The following is a 19,762-nucleotide window of genomic DNA, read 5'->3' on the forward strand; positions in this document are numbered from 1 at the left end:
AATGAATGGGAGAAAAAATGTTAGGAATTATTAATGCAACGGGAAGTTTTCCTTCCTTAAAGAAAGTAACAGGGCATCGTTCACTAGCGGCGTTACCGTTTGGGGGCCGTTATCGACTCATTGATTTCATGCTTTCAAATATGGTGAATTCTAGTATTCATAGTGTGGCAGTTTTTACAAGCCATAAAAACCGTTCGTTAATGGACCATGTCGGTTCAGGGAAACAGTGGGATTTAGATAGAAAACGAGACGGACTATTTTTATTCCCGCCAAACTGCCAATGTGACCAAGATGAGTTTGGGTCTTTCGCACACTTTAGAAGACATATTGATTATTTTCTAAGAAGCAGAGAAGAGTACGTTGTTATTACGAATAGCCATCTCGTAACAGCATTAAATTTTCAAGCGGTGTTAGAGCGACATATACATACGGCGGCTGATATTACGGAAGTTTGCCATGAAGGGGTTTCGCTTCAAACATACGTGTTAAAGAAACAATTATTATTAGATTTATTTGAGACATATAAAGATGTGGAGCAATACAGTTTATTTGATGTAGTGAGAGAAAAACGCGGGAAATCATTACACATTGCTACATATGAACATACTGGATATGTAGCAATTATTGATTCGATCGAAAGTTACTATAAACATAGCTTAGAAATTTTGCAACCTGCTATTTGGAAGCAATTATTTAAGAAAGAAGCACCGATCTTTACGAAAGTAAAAGATGAGCCACCAACTCGTTATCTAAAGGGTGCAGTCGTGAAAAATACAATGATTGCAAATGGCAGTATTATTGAAGGGGAAGTAGAAAATAGTGTTATTTCCCGTTCAGTTAAAATCGGAAAAGGTTCAATTATTCGTAACAGTATTATTATGCAAAAGAGCCAAATTGGAGATAACTGTATAATAGACGGTGTTATTATTGATAAAGACGTGAAAATTGGCGACGGTGTCGTATTAAAAGGAAACATCGATGAGCCGTATGTTGTAGAAAAAGGAAGCGTACAAAACAGTACGATTAATAGTTATTCCTAAAGAATCAGTGGGGGCTTTTTCCCTCACTGATTAAAGTTTTAATTTAAATGAAAACTCGAAGGGAGGAAGCTGCAAGAGGAGTAATAAAAACTTTTCGCGCAGTGGGACAACAAGTGAATATTTTATTTGCAGTATCAGAATGTGTACCGTTTGTGAAATCGGGAGGATTAGCTGATGTAGCGGGTGCGCTCCCAAAAGAGCTGAAAAAATTAGGAGTGGACGTTCGTATTATACTTCCGAATTATAGCCTCATTCCGCAAAAGTTAAGAGATGGATGTACGTTACATAAAGTAATTAACGTCCCGCTTGGGTGGAGAAATCAATATTGTGGAATTTTAAAAGGTGAGCAAGACGGAATTACGTATTACTTAATAGATAATGAATATTATTTTAAGAGAGATTCTCTGTATGGTCATTATGATGACGGGGAGCGTTTTTCTTATTTCTCAAAAGCAGTGTTAGAGTGTATTCCACATCTTGATTTTGAAGTGGATGTTCTTCATAGCCACGATTGGCATACGGCTATGGTTAATTTCTTACTTCGTGAAAAGTATCAAGATAACCCGTTATATGAGCGTATTAAAACGGTATATACGATTCACAACTTGCAGTTCCAAGGCGTATTTCCTCCTGAAGTGATGTACGACTTGTTAGAGCTTGGTGATGAATATTTTCATAGTGAGCAGCTAGAGTTTTATGGAAACATAAACTTTATGAAAGGCGGTATTATCGCTTCGGATCAAATTACAGCGGTGAGCCCGACGTATAAAGAAGAAATTCAATATGAATTTTTCGGTGAGAAGTTAGATGGATTACTGCGAAAATATAATGATAAGCTTAGCGGCATTGTAAATGGTATTGATACGAGCGTATATAATCCAGAAACGGATTCGTATATTAAGGCTCAGTATGATGCAGAGTCATTATATGAAAAGAGTGAAAATAAACGCGCTTTGCAGCGTTATTTTGGTTTGCCAGAAAAAGAGGATACACCAATTATTTCAATGGTAACGAGATTAACGAAGCAAAAAGGTCTTGATTTAGTACGCACTGTATTCCGCGAAATAATGGAAGAAGATGTACAATGTATTATTTTAGGCTCAGGTGATTCGGAATATGAGCAATTCTTTGAGTGGATGGCATATGAGTATCCAGAGAAGGTAAAAGTTTATATCGGATTTAATGAAGAATTAGCGCACCAAGTGTATGCGGGAAGCGATTTGTTTTTAATGCCATCGCTGTTTGAACCGTGTGGACTTGGACAACTTATCGCATTAGCGTACGGTACGATTCCAATTGTAAGAGAAACAGGTGGATTAAACGATACGGTACATTCTTATGATGAAGAAACAGGCGAAGGAAATGGTTTCAGTTTCACGAACTTTAATGCACATGACATGCTGCATACGGTTCACCGTGCAATTGAATTTTATCACGATAAACCAGTGTGGGAGCAACTTGTAAAACAAGCGATGACTGAAGATTATAGCTGGGAGCAATCGGCTCTTGCTTATAAGGAATTGTATAAAAGTCTCATGGAATAACATGTAGGTGGTGAAAAAATGTTTACTCATGTTGAAAGTTTTAAATCAACTTTTCTAGAAAAGTTAGAGACGATGTATGGGAAAAGTTTCAAAGATTCTACAACTCGTGATCAATATAATACGCTCGGCCATATGGTACGTGAGTATATGAATAGTCAATGGATTGCAACGAATGAGAGTTATCGATCCGGAGAGCAAAAGCAAATGTATTACTTGTCTATTGAGTTTTTGCTTGGACGTTTGCTTGGAAGTAACATCTTGAATTTAGGTATTAGAGATGTTTGCGAGCAGGGTTTATCTGAACTAGGGATTTCGTTGCAAGAGCTAGAAGAAGTGGAAGCAGATGCAGGCCTTGGTAATGGTGGCCTTGGACGCTTAGCGGCCTGTTTTCTTGATTCACTTGCATCTTTAAACTTACCAGGACACGGCTGTGGAATTCGTTATAAACATGGGTTGTTTGATCAGAAAATTGTTGATGGTTATCAAGTTGAATTTCCAGAACAGTGGCTTCTTCATGAAAACGTATGGGAAGTAAGAAGGCATGATCAAGCTGTGGAAGTAAGTTATTTCGGCAGTGTTGAACCGCTAGAAATTGACGGGCGTTTAGAGTTTAGGCATACAAACGCAGAAGTCATTATGGCAGTGCCATATGATGTGCCGGTAGTAGGCTATGAGACGAGTACTGTAAATACACTTAGACTTTGGAATGCTGAACCAGTTCCTTTCCCGCAAAACTGCAAAGATATTTTGAAATATAAGCGCGAAACAGAGGCTGTGTCGGAGTTTTTATATCCAGATGATACGCATGATGAGGGGAAAATACTTCGTTTAAAACAACAGTATTTCCTCGTATCAGCAAGTTTACAAAATATCGTCCGAATGCATAGAGAAAGATATGGTGACCTTCGTCAACTACATGAAAAAATTGCGATTCATATTAACGATACACATCCGGTTTTAGCAATTCCAGAACTGATGCGTATTTTACTAGACGAAGAAAAGTTAACATGGGAAGAAGCTTGGCACATAACGACGCAGACGATTTCTTATACGAATCATACGACGTTATCAGAAGCGCTCGAAAAGTGGCCAATTCACATTTTTAAACCGTTATTACCGAGAATTTATATGATTATTGAAGAGGTTAATGAACGTTTCTGTCATGAACTTTGGGAACGTTATCCTTATGAATGGCATCGCATTGAAGACATGGCAATTATTGCGCATGATCTTGTGAAAATGGCTCATTTAGCAATTGTCGGTAGCCATAGCGTAAACGGTGTAGCAAAAATTCATACGGAAATATTAAAACAGCGGGAAATGCGATTGTTTTATGAATTTTATCCAGATAAGTTTAATAATAAGACGAATGGAATTGCTCATAGGCGCTGGCTTATGAAAGCAAATCCACAGCTAACAAATCTCATTTCAGAGGCGATTGGAACAGAGTGGAAGAAAGAACCAATTAAGCTTCAATCGTTGCAAACAGTTCAATATGATGCTAGTTTCCAAGAGAAATTTGCAGAGGTAAAACAAGAGCGTAAAGAGATTTTAGCGGAGCGCATTCATAATACAATGGGGATTACGATTGATCCAAATTCTATTTTTGATGTGCAAGTGAAAAGATTACATGCTTACAAACGACAATTATTAAATGTTCTTCATATTTTATATTTGTATAACCGTTTGAAAGAGGATGCTAGTTTTACATTTTATCCGCGTACTTTTATTTTTGGAGCGAAAGCATCACCTGGCTATTATTACGCGAAAAAAATTATTAAATTAATAAATGAACTCGCAAGAAAAGTAAATAATGACCCGTACGTCAGTCAATATATGAAAGTTATCTTTCTAGAAAACTACCGAGTTTCTTTAGCGGAAGATATATTCCCGGCAGCGGATGTAAGTGAACAAATTTCAACGGCGAGTAAAGAAGCATCGGGAACAGGTAATATGAAATTTATGATGAATGGTGCAATTACACTCGGAACGCTAGACGGAGCTAACATTGAAATAAAAGACCGGGTCGGTGATGATAACTGTTTCATTTTCGGCTTAACAGCGGAAGAGGTTCTTCATTACTATCAAAATGGTGGATATCGTGCAAGTGATTATTATCACCACAATAGGCACATTAAAAAAGTAGTTGATCAATTAACAAATGGTTTCTTTGCACAATCGGGAGCTGAATTTGAAGCGATTTACGATTCTCTTGTTATTCAAAATGATGAATATTTCGTTCTGCGAGATTTTGGCCCATATGCTGAAAGACAAGAAGCTGTCGGTAGAGCTTATGAGAACCGAACAAAGTGGCTAGAAATGTCGATTTTAAATATTGCACAGTCTGGTCATTTTGCGAGTGATCGAACGATTTTGCAGTACAGCAATGAAATTTGGGGTATTGGTAATGCAGTTAAACAGTTTTAAAGAAGTTGCTATATTGGGAGATATATTATCGATTTACCAACAAAAATGGATATTAATAAATAAAACGGGCTTAATAAAATTAAGCTCGTTTTATTTATTTTGCTTAAGAAAGAAATGGAACAGTGGTATATATGATACCTGCCCCATCATACTCTCCTGTCGCAAAGTATGAAAATGTAAAGAAACCTGTGACCGTAAAAATTACAATAAGAAAAAGTGTGAAGATAAATTTTAACATGTAAGGTCCCCTCATCCAAAAATAACTTCATAGAGTATTATAGTATACGAATATTTTATTTCCAATTGTTTACTGGTTAAAAATGAGAAGTCAGACATGTTTTGTATGTTGTAATGGAATGATTATTTGTAATGGATTTTGTGTTTTTTGTAAATGTCATATTGTGATGAACGTGTGCATACTCCCAATCATGATCATTGAAATTTATGTTTCGGGGAGGGAGAAGTGGAACGACATCGAACAAGTTGACGAAACGAAAACTACTAGCTACTTGTAGTTTATAATAATTTCGAAAAGCGATATCTCCTACTTTTGGAGAAGCAAATGTATAAAGTCCATATTGCGCGAAGGCAGTATTTATACGCGCATCTAATATGTGTAATGTGGCAAGCGCGCCACCTAGACTATGCCCAGTAGCTAGCAGTTTTTTATGTGCTGGCAATGATACGAGCATATCCATAATAGAATCACGGCAAGACTCATAAATAGAGAGAAATCCGTGATGGACATTTCCGCCATTTAAAGCATAAGGATAAGGTTTTTGATTGACGAGAGAGTCAATAATCCAATCTGGGTCTGTTTGAGTGCCCCTAAAGGCAACGATAATTGTATCCTCAGATTCTAATATAAACCCGAACCATTCTGTTGTTTGAATGGCCTTTCCTTGAAAACCTTGTACATATTGAAAACCATCTGGTATTTCGAAAATACCATTTTGTTTATATTGTTCATACGTTAACTCACAACAAGAAGCTAACAGTATGGCAGTGTCTTTATCAAAGGATAAAGGAGTACGCATTAAGGAAGCCCTCCTTAAGAAAAGGTATAGTTTAATATATGCAGTGAGGAACTTGATTCATGCTTTTGGAGGAGGGAAGTAGCTTGTATTGCTTATCTAAATCAGTGGAGGAAATTATATAGACTTATCGACGAATAATGTCAAAATAAAACAGTGCCTGATAAGGGCACTGTTTACTCTTTTCCATCTTAAGGAATCGACTTTTTTAGTTATTCTTAATGAACTAACGCATGCGTTAGTTACATAAGTAAGAGGTTTGAAAAAATAGCCTGTATATATTTGAACGATGAATTACCTATTTTCTTTTGTTTGTTCGCATTATATACCGAAAATTTCGGGAAACGAAACGTATTATTTATCTGTTTGTTTTTGCTTTTTTTTCAAATACTCCGCACGCAATTGTTCAAGTTGCTGCTTTTTATCAAATTTGGCAGGCTTCTGTTTTTCATGAAACTTTGCCACAGCTACCTGACTTTTGGAATCCAATTGATATTTTCCCACTTTGTTCACCTACTTTTCTTGTCTTTAAAGAGAATCTATTCAACAAATATAATATACCTTATTTTACTGAAGTAAACCTTATTACTTTATTTCATCTGCTTTTTCTCGTTTGTAGACGTAAATTAAAACACCCTTTCACTGCATTACTGCAAGCAAGGGTGTTTTAATTGTAGTATTTTATTAGTCGATGGCTATGCCCGCATAAGGGCCCTTTTTACTCTTTCCCATCCAATAAACGACCAAGTCCACCTAATACACTACCTTCACCAGTACTTTGCGCTGCTGGGCTTGTAAGGCGTGCTGCTAATCGGCTAAGTGTTAAGGACTGAATCCAAACTGTTCCAGGACCTTCTAATGTTGCGAAGAATAAACCCTCACCGCCAAATAGAGCTGTTTTTACTTTTCCAACGAACTCGATATCATAGTTAATATCTTTTGTCATGGCAACGAGACAACCTGTATCAATGCGAAGTTTCTCACCAGGTTTTAATTCACGTTTATATACAGTTCCGCCTGCGTGCATGAAAGCAAGGCCGTCACCTTCAAGTTTCTGCATGATAAAACCTTCACCGCCGAAGAAACCAGTTCCTATTTTTTTCGTAAATTCAATTCCGATAGAAACCCCTTTTGCGGCACAAAGAAAGGCATCTTTTTGACAAACTATTTTTCCTTGATATTCTGTTAAATCTACAGGAATAATTTTACCAGGATAAGGAGCAGCAAATGAGACGTGGCGTTTGCCGTGACCTGTATTTGTAAATACAGTCATAAACATACTTTCGCCTGTAACGAGACGTTTACCAGCGCCCATTAATTTGCCGAATAAACCGTTAGATGGGCCAGAACCGTCACCAAAGATTGTTTCCATTTCAATGTAATCTTCCATCATCATCATTGCGCCAGCTTCTGCGATAACGCTTTCTTTTGGATCTAATTCAATTTCAACAAACTGCATATCATCGCCATATAACTTATACTCGATTTCATGTGCTTGCATTTTTTCACCTCATAAATATGTAGTAATTATATTGTACAGAAGTTAAAAGAATTAGAGTACTGTATTTTTGTTAATTTTTGAATAAAAATAGAATGAAAATTTAAGGTTATACTAGGATTATAAAAAATGATGTAATGAAAGTGTTCTCATTTGACGTTTTCGATATAGCATGATATAGTGAAAGCACTATTGAGCTACATAATGTGGTACGGAAATAAAGCACGTTGTATTAAAGGCTGTAAGCTTGTTATACATTCATGTCCTTTATATCCACCTTTTCATGTGGATTCATAGTTTCATTTTTATTTAGGAGGTACATGACATGCAAACAGGTAAAGTTAAATGGTTTAACGGCGAAAAAGGTTTTGGCTTCATCGAAGTTGAAGGCGGAGAAGACGTATTCGTACATTTCTCAGCTATCCAAGGCGACGGCTTCAAAACTTTAGAAGAAGGTCAAGAAGTTTCTTTCGAAATCGTTGAAGGAAACCGCGGACCACAAGCAGCTAACGTTACAAAAAACTAATTAGCTAGCGATAAAAAGCATTCCGATTTTCGGAATGCTTTTTTTTATTCTTTGGAACTAGATTCATTTGAAGATAATTCGCCCTTAAAGGTACGCTCTTCAAAGTCATCAAGCATTTGTTCATATTCTTCATGTTCCTCTGTGGCGAAAACTTGTGGATTTTTCCCGTACATATCCGTGCCGATGAAGTTTTCGAAATCCTCTACGTATCCCACATTTTCCTCGCTATTTATATACATGCCATTATAGTTTTTTGAATCTTGTCTTTCTAAATCAGACGGTGTTTCAGACGTTCCGTAATTTGCGACGTCTTGCCATGCATCTTCCGCGTCATACTCGACAGAATAGTCTTCATCGTGCTTATGGAAAGAAGGGGACAATACTTCTTCTTCAACTGGACGCGTATCCATATTTAATTTATTTGTCGCGTGCTGAACGCATGTTGTAGCAGTAGGCATTGCTTCTAATCTTTCGAATGGAATCTCCACGCCAGATACTTCACAAATGCCGTACGTACCAGCTTCAATTTTTTGCAGAGCATGTTTTGTATCATCTAGTTGTTTATGCCAAAATTCGATGAGTCCAAAATCCTTTTCTCGTTCGTATAATTCTGTAGCCATATCACCTGGATGGTTGTCATAGCTAGACAGTTCTCCTACTGAATCACGTTCAGAAGCACGATCTGTATTTTCATGAGTCTGTATCGTTTGTTCCAGTTCTTGTTTTTGTTTTTCTAAAATGGATTTAAATTGACCTATTTGTTGTGGAGTTAACATAGTCGTCCACCTTCCTACAATTCAGTTTCTTTACATAGTATGAGCGTTGAGAGTAGGAATTATGAGATGAATTTCAGATATGAAAAAGGAGCCGCATAAGCAGCTCCTTTTATAGAAAGTATCCAAGTAATAATCCGATTCCCATTAGGAAACCGAAGATTGTATTTGTTTTTGCTGTTGCAATCATCGCAGGTACCATTTCCATTGGAATGCTTTTGCCGATAAAGCCTTTTGTCGCTTTAAATGCTTTCGGTGCACTTAAAAATACGATAAGCATCCATGGTGATACGATGCCCACGATAATTAAAGCAATTGTCCAAATGTAGGAAACGATGAACATCGAAGCAAGTACACCAACAGCTCTTTCCCGTCCAACGAGAATTGCTAACGTTTTACGACCGTTTTCTTTATCGCCATCCAAGTCACGAATATTATTAGCTAGTAAAATGGCACCAATTAAAATGGAGCTTGGAATAGATAGTAAAATGACCTCTGATGTTACAGTGCCAGTTTGAATAAAGAATGAAATCCCAATAATAATGACACCCATAAATAATCCGGCTGTCAATTCTCCAAATGGTGTATATGCAATTGGAAGTGGGCCACCTGTATAAAGGTAAGCAACGGCCATACAAACAAGACCGATTGCAGCAAGCCACCAGCTAGAATTTATACAAATATAAACACCTAATAGTATTGCGATGCCGAAAAATCCAAATGCTAAGTTAAGCACTGTTTTTGGCTGAATGCCATCGCGAACGATAGCGCCGCCAATACCAACTGAACCTTCGTGATCGAGTCCTCTTTTATAATCAAAGTATTCATTAAACATGTTTGTTGCTGCTTGAATGAGAAGACAAGCAAGAAGCATCATAAGGAAAAGAGGAAGATGTATTTGATTTATACCTCCGACCTGCATCGAATATGCTGTTCCGATGAAAACAGGAACGAAAGCGGCTGTTAATGTATGGGGACGTAGTAAACTCCACCAGATGCGCCAGCCTGTTTGCTTACTTGGCTTTGGCGCCGTAGGAGAGGAATTCGTTTTGACGTTCATTTCCATGTTGAATCCTCCTTTGGTCACATATTGTACAAAACTAAGTGTAGAAAAAGCATCATTTAGTGTCAACGTTTATTTTCTAGGAAGAGAAGGTGAATTTCTCAGAAATGCTAAACGTTGACAGGCCTTTCGTTTGAGGTGTATCTTAAAATCAAGCGTAATTATGACTATTTTTCGCCCATAGGGGGGAGACAATTGTGATTCAAACGAAACAAAAAGGCTTGCAAGAAGTTCTTATTGCAGCCATAAAGCGTGCAACTAACGAAAAAACATTAGTTAGTTTTGTAAAACAAATAGACTGGGTGGATCCGCTTCTGTTCTATGCAGCAGGAAAGAGGATTTCATTCGAAAATAGATGTTATTTTGCAGACCCGGCTCAGCATGTAATATTGGCAGGAATTGGCTCTGTTTTCACTATAGCAAATTCTTCTCATAAGCGCTTTCAAACTGCTCGTGACGAGTGGGAGAAAGTAAAAGAGAATGCATTTCTCCAAAGAGATGAATATGAATTTGGAACGGGTCCGCTTTTATTTGGTGGTTTTTCATTTGATCCAGAAAAAGAGAAAACGGACCTATGGAAAGAATTTAAGGATACGACATTTTCACTACCAGCATTTTTATTAACTGTAAAAAATGAAAAAGCATGGTTAACGATGAATACATTTGTTTCAGCAACAGATTGTGCAGAAACTCTTTATAACGAAATGATTTCTTTAGAAGAGAAAATTTTGGGAGAGAGTAAATGTGCGCTAAACGGATCGAAATTAACTGTTATTTCTAAAGTAGAAGTGGATCCGAAAGGCTGGATGAAAGCAATTGAAAAAGTACAAGATGAGATGAAGCAGGGTAACGTACAGAAGGTTGTATTGGCGAGAGAACTAAAAGTAGAGATGAATCATTCTATTGATTCCGCTCTTGTTTTAGAAGCACTTCGCATTGGTCAACCAGATTGTTACGTATTTTCTTTTGATTATAAAGGAGCATGCTTCTTAGGAGCGACACCAGAACGATTAATTCGCAAAGAGGATGAAAAATTTACATCGATGTGTCTTGCTGGTTCAATCGGTCATGGTCATTCTATAGAAGACAGTGAACGAAATAGTAATGAGCTTCTTCATGATGAAAAGAATTTAGCTGAACATGGTTATGTTGTTAACATGATTCGCTCCGTACTAAATGAACATTGCGAATACGTTAATATTCCGGAAAGCCCAGGCTTATTAACAACGAAAAACTTAATTCACTTATATACGCCTGTAGAAGCAAAAGGCGATGCGAGTCTTTTAACAATGGTAGAAGAATTACATCCAACACCAGCTCTTGGCGGGACACCTCGTTTGGCAGCGATGAAACTGATTCGTGATGTTGAATTGTTAGACAGAGGATTGTATGGTGCACCGATTGGCTGGATAGATGATGAAGGAAATGGTGAATTTGCGGTTGCACTGCGCTGCGGATTATTAAACGGCGAGAAAGCATCCTTATTTGCCGGTTGTGGTATTGTAATTGATTCAATCCCGCAGCTTGAATATGAAGAAACAAGTTTGAAGTTTAGACCGATGCTTGGTGCTTTGGAGGAATTAATGAAATGAACAATCATATAGAAGCATTATCATATTATTTAGGCGCGTTCGTGGATGAACTGACGCGTCTAGATGTATGTGATGTTGTCATTAGTCCAGGCTCACGGTCAACGCCGATTGCTTTACTAATGGAACAACATGAAGGAATGAACACATATTTACATGTAGATGAAAGATCAGCAGGATTTTTCGCGCTCGGTATTGCGAAAGCGAAGAAACGCCCAGTAGCATTATTGTGTACGTCAGGAACAGCAGCAGCTAATTACTATCCAGCTGTATGTGAAGCTTTTCATTCAAGGGTCCCGCTTATCGTCTTAACAGCGGATAGACCGCATGAATTAAGAGATGTAGGTGCACCACAAGCAATGAATCAATTTAATTTATACGGTACTTTTGTGAAGCAATTTACAGAGATGGCACTGCCAGAAGCGAGTGAAATGATGTATCATTACGCTCGTATGACGACGCAGCGCATAGTAGCAAGTGCTTGTTTAGCGCCGCAGGGTCCTGTTCACCTTAATTTTCCAGTTCGCGAACCACTTATCCCTGATTTCTCACTAGAAAGCTTATGGGATAAAGGACGTAGTGAATATACAGGAGTAGTTCAGCAAGGAAACGTGACGATGCCGAGTGAATATGTAGATTCTCTTGTAGGGCGCCTTTCACATATGGAAAAGGGGCTTATTATTTGTGGGGATGATAGTCATTCGGAAATTGCAATGTTTGCCACAGAACTAGCTGAAAAAACTGGCTATCCTATATTAGCAGACCCACTTTCTAATATTCGTAGCGGACACCACGATAAAACGATGGTAATTGACTGTTACGATACATTTTTACGAAATGAACAGTTAAAAGAAACGTGGAAACCGGACGTTTTAATTCGCTTTGGTGGTATGCCTGTTTCTAAATCATTAACGCAGTTCATAAAAAAACAAACGAAAGCAGTTCATATTGTTGTCGATGAATCAGGACAATGGAGAGATCCAGCTCTTGTTGCGACAGAAGTTGTGCAAGCAAGTGACATTGAATTCTGCAAGGCAGTAATAGAAAAAATGCCAGTTATGAAAAAGAATGATTGGTTCGTAATGTGGCAACATATAAACGAAAAAACGAAGGAAACGCTTCGTGAAATAGAAACATATGATACTGCATTTGAAGGAAAGGTTATTACGGATATTGTACGCGTATTACCAGAAGGAGCAACATTATTTGCGAGCAATAGTATGCCAATTCGTGATACAGATTCATTCTTCTTCAAATCGGATAAAAACATTCAAGTGATGGCAAATCGTGGTGTAAATGGTATTGATGGAATTATTTCGACAGCTTTAGGAGCGAGTATTATTTGTAATCCGCTCGTATTAGTTATCGGTGATTTATCGTTTTATCATGATTTAAATGGACTGTTAGCAGCGAAATTACATGAATTAAACATAACAATTGTCGTTGTAAATAATGACGGCGGGGGGATTTTCTCATTCTTACCGCAATATGAGAAAAAGGAACATTTCGAATCATTATTTGGAACACCAATTGGCCTTGATTATGAGCATGTTGTCAAAATGTACGGTGGTTCATTTAGCCGTGTAAATGGCTGGGAAAACTTCCGAGAAGAGGTACAAAAAGGAACGACTGCAAAAGGTTTACACGTTGTGGAAATTTGTACACACCGTGATGAAAACTTAACGTTGCACCGTACATTATGGGCAAAAACGATGGACGTAATTACTACATCTTTGCAAGGTGAATCAAAATGAAAGTAACGCTGCAAGGTGTATCGTATGAATATGAAGTAGTCGGGAGCGGGGAACCACTTCTACTTCTTCATGGTTTTACGGGAAGCATGGAAACGTGGCGTTCTTTTATCCCTTCATGGAGCGAGCAGTTTCAAGTTATTGTAGTAGATCTTGTTGGACACGGAAAGACCGAGAGTCCTGAAGATGTTGCGCATTATGATATCCGAAATGTGGCATTGCAAATGAAAGAGCTACTAGACTATCTTCATATTGAAAAAGCGCACATACTCGGCTATTCGATGGGCGGTAGACTGGCGATTACGATGGCATGTTTATATCCGGAGTATGTACATTCTCTTTTATTAGAAAATTGTACAGCTGGGCTCGAAAATGAAGAGGATAGAAAAGAACGTCGTGAAAAAGATGAGCGACTTGCTAATAAAATTGAGCGAGAAGGCGTTCAAAGTTTTGTTTCTATGTGGGAAAATATTCCACTTTTTGAAACGCAAAAACGTTTAGCAGAAAACGTACAAGAAGCGGTGCGAAAAGAACGGCTTGCTAACAATCCAAAAGGACTTGCAAATAGCTTGCGCGGCATGGGAACAGGGGCTCAGCCTTCATGGTGGGATGAGCTACACAACTTGAAAATGCCTGTTCTTTTAATGAACGGAGAATATGATGAAAAGTTCTTTCGCATATTAAAAAACATTGAAAAATGCGTGTCTGATGCGAAATTTGTCAAAATTCATGGTGCTGGCCATGCAATTCATGTGGAACAACCGGAAAAGTTTGATACAATAGTAAAGGGATTTCTAAAAACTATGCAGTGATGCTTTTTTCAGCAAGAAGGAAGTCACACTTATAGATGAGATCAGAAATATACAAGGAGGTAGTTGTAATGGCTATTGAATGGGTAAAAGAAGGCAATTACGAAGATATTATTTATTCAACATACAATGGTATCGCAAAGATTTCGATTAACCGTCCTGAAGTACATAACGCATTCCGTCCAAAAACGGTAATGGAGTTAATCAACGCTTTTGCACACGCTCGTGATGATGCAAATGTTGGCGTTATCATTTTAACAGGTGAAGGTGGACGTGCATTCTGTTCTGGCGGCGACCAAAAAGTTCGCGGTCATGGTGGATATGTAGGTGACGACCAAATCCCACGTCTAAACGTATTAGACTTACAACGTCTAATTCGCGCAATTCCTAAACCAGTTATCGCAATGGTAGCAGGTTATGCAATCGGTGGTGGACACGTACTTCATATCGTATGTGACTTAACAATCGCTGCAGACAACGCTGTATTCGGACAAACAGGTCCTAAAGTAGGAAGCTTTGACGGTGGATACGGAGCTGGTTACTTAGCTCGTATGGTAGGCCACAAGAAAGCTCGCGAAATTTGGTACCTATGCCGTCAATACAACGCACAAGAAGCGCTTGATATGGGCTTAGTAAATACAGTAGTACCATTAGAAGAGCTTGAAGCAGAAACAGTACAATGGGCACAAGAAATCTTAGCAAACAGCCCAATGGCACTTCGTTTCCTAAAAGCTGCATTCAACGCAGACACAGACGGTCTAGCTGGTATTCAACAACTAGCTGGAGATGCAACGTTATTGTACTACACAACTGACGAAGCAAAAGAAGGTCGTGACGCGTTCAAAGAAAAACGCAGTCCGGACTTCGGTCAATTCCCTCGTTTCCCTTGATCAAAAGCGGAAGCGGCTCGCTTAGAACAAGAGGGCGTTGGAACTCCTGACGTAGAGGCGCTTTTTGCCTCGTAGGAAGGCGTGAAACGACCGACTGTTCTAGCCGCTGTAGCTGGATAAGGTCAAACCGGAAACAAAACAACTAAGAGACTTGATGTCATATCAAGTCTCTTTCTTTCATGAAAGGAGAATGAGTGATGGAGACGATGCCAAATTGGTTAATGCAGCGTGCATTTTTAACACCAGACCGCACTGCAATTGAAATAGAGGAAGAGAAAGTTACTTTTATGGAGCTACATGAAAAAGTAGTATCTGTTTGTGAACACCTTACGTATGTTGGAGTGAAGCGAGGGCAAAAGGTGGCTGTTCTGATGAAAAATGGTATGGAGATGATTACAGTTATTCACGCCCTATCTTATGTAGGTGCAGTAGCTGTACTTTTAAATACGCGTCTTTCAAGAGAAGAGCTACTTTGGCAAATGGATGATGCTGAAGTTATTTGTTTAGTGACGGATCAAGATTTTGATGCTAAAGATGTTCCTGTCTATTCATTCGCTGAAGTGATGAATGGACCGAAGGCGGAAGCATCTATACAAGAGGAATTTTCTTTAGAAGAAGCGATGACAATTATTTATACGTCTGGGACAACAGGGAAACCGAAAGGCGTTATTTTAACGTACGGTAATCATTGGGCAAGCGCAGTCGGTTCTTCGCTTAACTTAGGGCTTCGTGATGATGATTGTTGGTTAGCTTGTATGCCGATGTTCCACGTTGGCGGGCTATCTCTTTTAATGAAAAATATTATGTACGGCATGCGCATTTTACTCGTTCCGAAATATGATGCGGACTTTATTCATAAAGCACTTCAAACGAGAGGTGTAACGATTATTTCTGTCGTATCAAAAATGTTAACTGATTTATTAGAGAGACTTGGAGAAGGAACATATCCATCTTCTTTACGATGCATGTTACTTGGCGGAGGACCAGCGCCGAAACCATTATTAGAAACGTGTGTGGAAAAAGGAATTCCAGTGTATCAAACGTACGGTATGACAGAAACGTCGTCTCAAATTTGTACGTTATCAGCTGATTACATGTTAACGAAAGTAGGATCAGCTGGAAAGCCACTATTTCAGTGCCAACTTCGCATCGAAAAGGACGGCGTAGTAGTGCCGCCACATGCGGAAGGTGAAATTGTAGTAAAAGGGCCGAACGTAACAGGCGGTTATTTTAACCGTGAAGATGCGACGAGTGAGACAATTCAAAACGGATGGCTTCATACTGGTGACCTCGGTTATTTAGATGAAGAAGGATTTTTATACGTATTAGACCGCCGCAGCGATTTAATTATTTCTGGCGGAGAGAATATATACCCGGCTCAAATTGAAGAAGTGTTGCTTTCTCATCCGATGATAGCGGAAGCAGGTGTTGTCGGTATGTCTGACGATAAATGGGGACAAGTACCAGCTGCTTTTATTGTAAAAAGCGGGGCGGTAACAGAAGAAGAAATTCTTCATTTTTGCGAGGAGAAATTAGCGAAATATAAAGTGCCGAAGAAAGCATGTTTCTTAGAGGAATTACCACGTAACGCTTCGAAAAAATTGTTAAGACGAGAGCTAAGACAATTAGTGGAGGAGATGTAGGTGGAGATAAAAAAAGCGACACTTCATATAACGGAAATGCCACTCGTAATCCCGTTCGCTGCAAGCTACGGGACTTACGAAAAGCGCGAGAGTATCGTTATTGAATTGGAGGATACGGACGGGTACATCGGATTTGGGGAAGTCGTTGCATTTTCTGAACCGTGGTATACGGAAGAAACGGTGAAGACAGCGCTGCATATACTGCAAGACTTTTTAATACCTGACTTATTAAAGGCTGAAATTTCTCATCCGAATGAGGTACAGGGTCTATTTCAACATATAAAAAGAAATCGAATGGCAAAGGCCGGAATAGAGGGGGCTGTTTGGGATTTATATGCGAAGCGTCAAAAGAAATCGCTAGCGACAGTACTTGGCGGAACTAGTCCTGAAATTGAAGTCGGCGTTGTAATTGGGATCAATACAACGCCGGTTATGTTAAAACAAATCGAGAAGTACGCGGAAGAAGGATACGAGCGTTTTAAAGTGAAAATAAAGCCAGAACATGATTACGAATTATTGAAAGAGATTCGTAAAGAGTTTCCGCATATCCCGCTAATGGCAGATGCGAATTCAGCGTATACATTAGCGGATACAGAGAGGCTGAAACGACTAGATGAATTCCAATTAATGATGATTGAACAACCGTTAGCGGATTACGATTTTCTTGATCATGCACAGTTGCAAAAGAAAATTGAAACGCCGATTTGTTTAGATGAAAGTATTCATAGCTTTGAAGACGCGCGCGTTGCGATTACGCTTGGCAGCTGCCAAATTGTGAACATTAAGCCAGGGCGAGTGGGTGGACTAACAGAATCTATTCAAATCCATAATTATTGCATGGAGCATAATATCCCTGTTTGGTGCGGCGGTATGGTAGAGATGGGGATTTCACGAGCGCAAAATGTTGCTCTTGCCTCATTGCCTAACTTTACGATTCCTGGTGATATATCTGCTTCTAATAGACATTGGAAGAGGGATATTATTTCACCGGAAGTGATGCTTGAGGGCGGGAAAGTGATGGTGCCGCAAAGTATTGATGCTGAGTATGAGGTGGACCGCGGGAGACTAGAAGAAATCACGAAGCAGCGGATTGTTTTTGAGCGGTAAATGGAAGTTTCATTAGGATGCCCGCAAATAGCGAGATGATTTTGTCGTTCATTGTCGGTAAGTCGATATAATTGGAAAATCGCTGATATAATTTTATTTACCAAGGTTACTTTAACGAGTAGCCTTTTCGTATTGTACAAATTGGATAGACTAGTTTACAATCGAGCGTATAAAAATGGAATGAAAAAGGGGGAGTAAAATGAAACGCATTTCAATTTTAATCGCTGATGATGAGGCGGAAATTGCTGATTTAATTGAGATACATTTAGAAAAAGAAGGGTACCATGTTGTGAAAGCAGCGGATGGGGAAGAGGCAGTTCATATTATTGAAACGCAGCCAATCGACTTGGTAGTTTTAGATATTATGATGCCCAAAATGGATGGTTATGAGGTGACGCGTCAAATTCGCGCGAAACATCATATGCCGATTATTTTTTTAAGCGCGAAAACTTCGGACTTTGATAAGGTGACAGGTCTTGTACTAGGTGCGGATGATTATATGACGAAGCCTTTCACACCAATAGAATTAGTTGCACGTGTAAATGCACAACTGCGTAGGTTTTTTACGTTAAATCAACCGAAAGTAGCGGAGAGTAAATCTGCTTTAGAAATAGGCGGAGTCGTAATTAATCCCGAGCGCAGGACGGTTGATGTGTATGGTGAGCAAATTGAATTAACGCCGAAAGAGTTTGATATTTTATATTTATTAGCGAGTCATCCGAAGAAAGTGTACAATGTGGAAAATATTTTTCAGCACGTATGGGCAGACGATTATTATGAAGGTGGAAATACAGTAATGGTACATATTCGTACTTTGCGGAAGAAACTTGGAGAAGATAAAAGAAAGGATAAATTAATAAAAACAGTGTGGGGAGTAGGGTATACTTTCAATGGCTAATATGATGAAAAGTTTTCGATTTAAAATGATTGCCTTATTTGCGTTAAGTATGGTGCTTGCAGCAACTGTAACTTATATAATTTATAAAGGATTGCAGCTGTATTATAAAAAGATGGTTCGCTACGAAGAGCCTTTAGCACAATTTAGGTCAATGGTAAGGGAATTTGGAGACATTAACTTCTTTTTAATTTTCTTTATTCCGTTATCTATTATCTTTTTCTTCTTTTTGACAAAACCGTATTTAAAATACTTTGATGAAATTTCTAATGGGATTCATCATCTTGCGAACGGTAACTTTACGAATAAAGTTCAAGTTTCATCAAATGATGAGTTTGGAAATATCGCGCGTGAAATAAATGTTGCAAGTGAAAAGTTAAAAGAAGCTGTTGAAAGAGGAGATTTTGCTGAAAGTAGTAAAGATCAGCTCGTTGTGAATTTAGCTCATGATTTAAGAACACCGTTAACATCCGTGTTAGGATATTTAGATTTAATTCTTAAAGATGAAAATTTAACAAAAGAACAAATTAAACATTTCTCCACAATTGCATATACAAAATCGCAAAGACTGGAAAGTTTAATTGATGAGCTATTTGAAATTACACGTATGAATTATGGCATGCTAAAGCTGGATAAAAAGCCGATCGATATAAGTGAGTTGCTTATACAGTTAGAGGAGGAATTGTATCCGTTATTAGAAAAACATCATTTAGAAGCTAGATTAAACGTGGCTCCTCATTTACCGATGCACGGTGATGGAAAATTGTTAGCTAGAGTATTTGAAAACTTATTAACAAATGCCGTTCGTTACGGGTACGATGGGCAATTTGTTGATATGAATGGATATGTTGATAATGGAGAAGTTGTCGTACAAATTATGAATTACGGAGATAGCATTCCGGAAGAAGATTTACCGTATCTTTTTGATATGTTCTATACAGGTGATAAAGCAAGAACTGAGAACCGTGGCGGGACTGGCCTAGGACTATTTATTGCGAAAAATATTGTCGAGCAACATAACGGTACGATTTCTGCTGAGAGTAATGTAGTTAGAACAATGTTTGAAGTGCGATTGCCAAAAGACGAGAACTTAATAATTTAATAAAAATTTAAACTTTACCCCACTTTTTATTTTAATAGTTTTTTCTATTCTATACGTAAGTTACGTTAAGG

18 protein-coding genes are annotated in these 19,762 nt (G+C 38.4%); 12 read left to right on the forward strand and 6 right to left on the reverse strand.

Translation table 11 applies throughout. The annotated features are described in order from the left end of the window. Positions 1-5: 5 nt before the first annotated feature. From glgD to glgP, 3 genes are all read left to right on the forward strand, one after another. Positions 6-1,040: a glucose-1-phosphate adenylyltransferase subunit GlgD gene (gene glgD, locus RT27_RS02080; RefSeq protein WP_016079899.1), complete on the forward strand. Its 1,035-nt coding sequence runs from the start codon at positions 6-8 to the stop codon at positions 1,038-1,040. A gap of 113 nt (positions 1,041-1,153) precedes the next feature. Beyond that, a complete protein-coding gene (gene glgA, locus RT27_RS02085) occupies positions 1,154-2,584 on the forward strand; it encodes a glycogen synthase GlgA (protein WP_029948456.1) in 1,431 nt (476 codons plus the stop codon). Positions 2,585-2,602: 18 nt separating this feature from the next. Then, entirely contained in the window at positions 2,603-5,011 is a 2,409-nt protein-coding gene (gene glgP / locus RT27_RS02090; protein WP_043935177.1) for a glycogen phosphorylase, read from the forward strand. Between the two features lie 103 nt (positions 5,012-5,114). On the opposite strand, the gene RT27_RS36045 is transcribed toward glgP, so the two are convergent. The 4 genes from RT27_RS36045 to RT27_RS02105 form a co-directional block, all read right to left on the reverse strand. After that, the gene (locus tag RT27_RS36045; RefSeq protein WP_016079902.1) at positions 5,115-5,249 is read right to left on the reverse strand and encodes a hypothetical protein; all 135 of its coding nucleotides are present in this window, start codon (positions 5,247-5,249) and stop codon (positions 5,115-5,117) included. A 76-nt stretch (positions 5,250-5,325) separates the two neighbouring features. After that, on the reverse strand, positions 5,326-6,048 hold the full coding sequence (locus RT27_RS02095) for a lipase family protein (protein WP_043935178.1): 723 nt from the start codon (positions 6,046-6,048) through the stop codon (positions 5,326-5,328). 351 nt (positions 6,049-6,399) lie between these two features. Further along, the gene (locus tag RT27_RS35085; protein ID WP_000521642.1) at positions 6,400-6,549 is read right to left on the reverse strand and encodes a hypothetical protein; all 150 of its coding nucleotides are present in this window, start codon (positions 6,547-6,549) and stop codon (positions 6,400-6,402) included. 214 nt (positions 6,550-6,763) lie between these two features. Beyond that, positions 6,764-7,546: a TIGR00266 family protein gene (locus tag RT27_RS02105; protein ID WP_043935179.1), complete on the reverse strand. Its 783-nt coding sequence runs from the start codon at positions 7,544-7,546 to the stop codon at positions 6,764-6,766. Positions 7,547-7,868: 322 nt separating this feature from the next. On the opposite strand from RT27_RS02105, the gene cspD reads away from it, so the two are divergent. Continuing rightward, positions 7,869-8,069, forward strand: coding sequence for a cold-shock protein CspD (gene cspD, locus RT27_RS02110; protein ID WP_001193052.1), 201 nt, complete (start codon positions 7,869-7,871; stop codon positions 8,067-8,069). Positions 8,070-8,113: 44 nt separating this feature from the next. Here the strand turns inward: cspD and RT27_RS02115 are convergent, their stop codons facing one another. Together RT27_RS02115 and RT27_RS02120 are read right to left on the reverse strand one after the other, a co-directional pair. Then, entirely contained in the window at positions 8,114-8,845 is a 732-nt protein-coding gene (locus RT27_RS02115) for a yteA family sporulation protein (protein WP_043935180.1), read from the reverse strand. 109 nt (positions 8,846-8,954) lie between these two features. Further along, the gene (locus RT27_RS02120) at positions 8,955-9,908 is read right to left on the reverse strand and encodes a 1,4-dihydroxy-2-naphthoate polyprenyltransferase (protein WP_000425766.1); all 954 of its coding nucleotides are present in this window, start codon (positions 9,906-9,908) and stop codon (positions 8,955-8,957) included. A gap of 194 nt (positions 9,909-10,102) precedes the next feature. Between RT27_RS02120 and RT27_RS02125 the strand changes: the two genes are divergently transcribed. The 8 genes from RT27_RS02125 (at position 10,103) to RT27_RS02160 (ending at position 19,691) form a co-directional block, all read left to right on the forward strand. Then, on the forward strand, positions 10,103-11,497 hold the full coding sequence (locus RT27_RS02125; protein ID WP_043935181.1) for an isochorismate synthase: 1,395 nt from the start codon (positions 10,103-10,105) through the stop codon (positions 11,495-11,497). Continuing rightward, positions 11,494-13,248, forward strand: coding sequence for a 2-succinyl-5-enolpyruvyl-6-hydroxy-3-cyclohexene-1-carboxylic-acid synthase (gene menD, locus RT27_RS02130; RefSeq protein WP_043935182.1), 1,755 nt, complete (start codon positions 11,494-11,496; stop codon positions 13,246-13,248). The genes RT27_RS02125 and menD overlap by 4 nt, the downstream gene beginning before the upstream one ends. Next, the gene (menH, locus tag RT27_RS02135; protein WP_043935183.1) at positions 13,245-14,057 is read left to right on the forward strand and encodes a 2-succinyl-6-hydroxy-2,4-cyclohexadiene-1-carboxylate synthase; all 813 of its coding nucleotides are present in this window, start codon (positions 13,245-13,247) and stop codon (positions 14,055-14,057) included. The genes menD and menH overlap by 4 nt, the downstream gene beginning before the upstream one ends. A gap of 68 nt (positions 14,058-14,125) precedes the next feature. After that, a complete protein-coding gene (gene menB, locus RT27_RS02140; RefSeq protein ID WP_016079909.1) occupies positions 14,126-14,944 on the forward strand; it encodes a 1,4-dihydroxy-2-naphthoyl-CoA synthase in 819 nt (272 codons plus the stop codon). Between the two features lie 197 nt (positions 14,945-15,141). After that, positions 15,142-16,587, forward strand: a complete 1,446-nt coding sequence (locus tag RT27_RS02145) for an o-succinylbenzoate--CoA ligase (protein WP_043935184.1) — start codon at positions 15,142-15,144, stop codon at positions 16,585-16,587. Further along, positions 16,588-17,694, forward strand: coding sequence for an o-succinylbenzoate synthase (gene menC, locus RT27_RS02150; RefSeq protein ID WP_043935185.1), 1,107 nt, complete (start codon positions 16,588-16,590; stop codon positions 17,692-17,694). A 199-nt stretch (positions 17,695-17,893) separates the two neighbouring features. After that, entirely contained in the window at positions 17,894-18,592 is a 699-nt protein-coding gene (locus tag RT27_RS02155) for a response regulator transcription factor (protein WP_000822510.1), read from the forward strand. Further along, on the forward strand, positions 18,585-19,691 hold the full coding sequence (locus tag RT27_RS02160; RefSeq protein ID WP_043935187.1) for a HAMP domain-containing sensor histidine kinase: 1,107 nt from the start codon (positions 18,585-18,587) through the stop codon (positions 19,689-19,691). Before RT27_RS02155 ends, RT27_RS02160 begins: the two co-directional genes overlap by 8 nt. Positions 19,692-19,762: the final 71 nt, after the last annotated feature.

It is taken from the genome of Bacillus sp. L_1B0_5 (genome assembly GCF_000836715.1).
GTDB classification, from domain to species: Bacteria; Bacillota; Bacilli; order Bacillales; family Bacillaceae_G; genus Bacillus_A; species Bacillus_A thuringiensis_S.

What these genes read in the sequence shown, in the direction of transcription:
- glgD (WP_016079899.1), top strand. Translation starts at nt 6, where the DNA reads ATGGGAGAAAAAATGTTAGGAATTATTAATGCAACGGGAAGTTTTCCT.
- glgP (WP_043935177.1), top strand. Translation starts at nt 2,603, where the DNA reads ATGTTTACTCATGTTGAAAGTTTTAAATCAACTTTTCTAGAAAAGTTA.
- RT27_RS36045 (WP_016079902.1), bottom strand. Translation starts at nt 5,249, where the DNA reads ATGTTAAAATTTATCTTCACACTTTTTCTTATTGTAATTTTTACGGTC.
- RT27_RS02095 (WP_043935178.1), bottom strand. Translation starts at nt 6,048, where the DNA reads ATGCGTACTCCTTTATCCTTTGATAAAGACACTGCCATACTGTTAGCT.
- RT27_RS02105 (WP_043935179.1), bottom strand. Translation starts at nt 7,546, where the DNA reads ATGCAAGCACATGAAATCGAGTATAAGTTATATGGCGATGATATGCAG.
- cspD (WP_001193052.1), top strand. Translation starts at nt 7,869, where the DNA reads ATGCAAACAGGTAAAGTTAAATGGTTTAACGGCGAAAAAGGTTTTGGC.
- RT27_RS02115 (WP_043935180.1), bottom strand. Translation starts at nt 8,845, where the DNA reads ATGTTAACTCCACAACAAATAGGTCAATTTAAATCCATTTTAGAAAAA.
- RT27_RS02120 (WP_000425766.1), bottom strand. Translation starts at nt 9,908, where the DNA reads ATGGAAATGAACGTCAAAACGAATTCCTCTCCTACGGCGCCAAAGCCA.
- menD (WP_043935182.1), top strand. Translation starts at nt 11,494, where the DNA reads ATGAACAATCATATAGAAGCATTATCATATTATTTAGGCGCGTTCGTG.
- menH (WP_043935183.1), top strand. Translation starts at nt 13,245, where the DNA reads ATGAAAGTAACGCTGCAAGGTGTATCGTATGAATATGAAGTAGTCGGG.
- menB (WP_016079909.1), top strand. Translation starts at nt 14,126, where the DNA reads ATGGCTATTGAATGGGTAAAAGAAGGCAATTACGAAGATATTATTTAT.
- RT27_RS02145 (WP_043935184.1), top strand. Translation starts at nt 15,142, where the DNA reads ATGGAGACGATGCCAAATTGGTTAATGCAGCGTGCATTTTTAACACCA.
- RT27_RS02155 (WP_000822510.1), top strand. Translation starts at nt 17,894, where the DNA reads ATGAAACGCATTTCAATTTTAATCGCTGATGATGAGGCGGAAATTGCT.
- RT27_RS02160 (WP_043935187.1), top strand. Translation starts at nt 18,585, where the DNA reads ATGGCTAATATGATGAAAAGTTTTCGATTTAAAATGATTGCCTTATTT.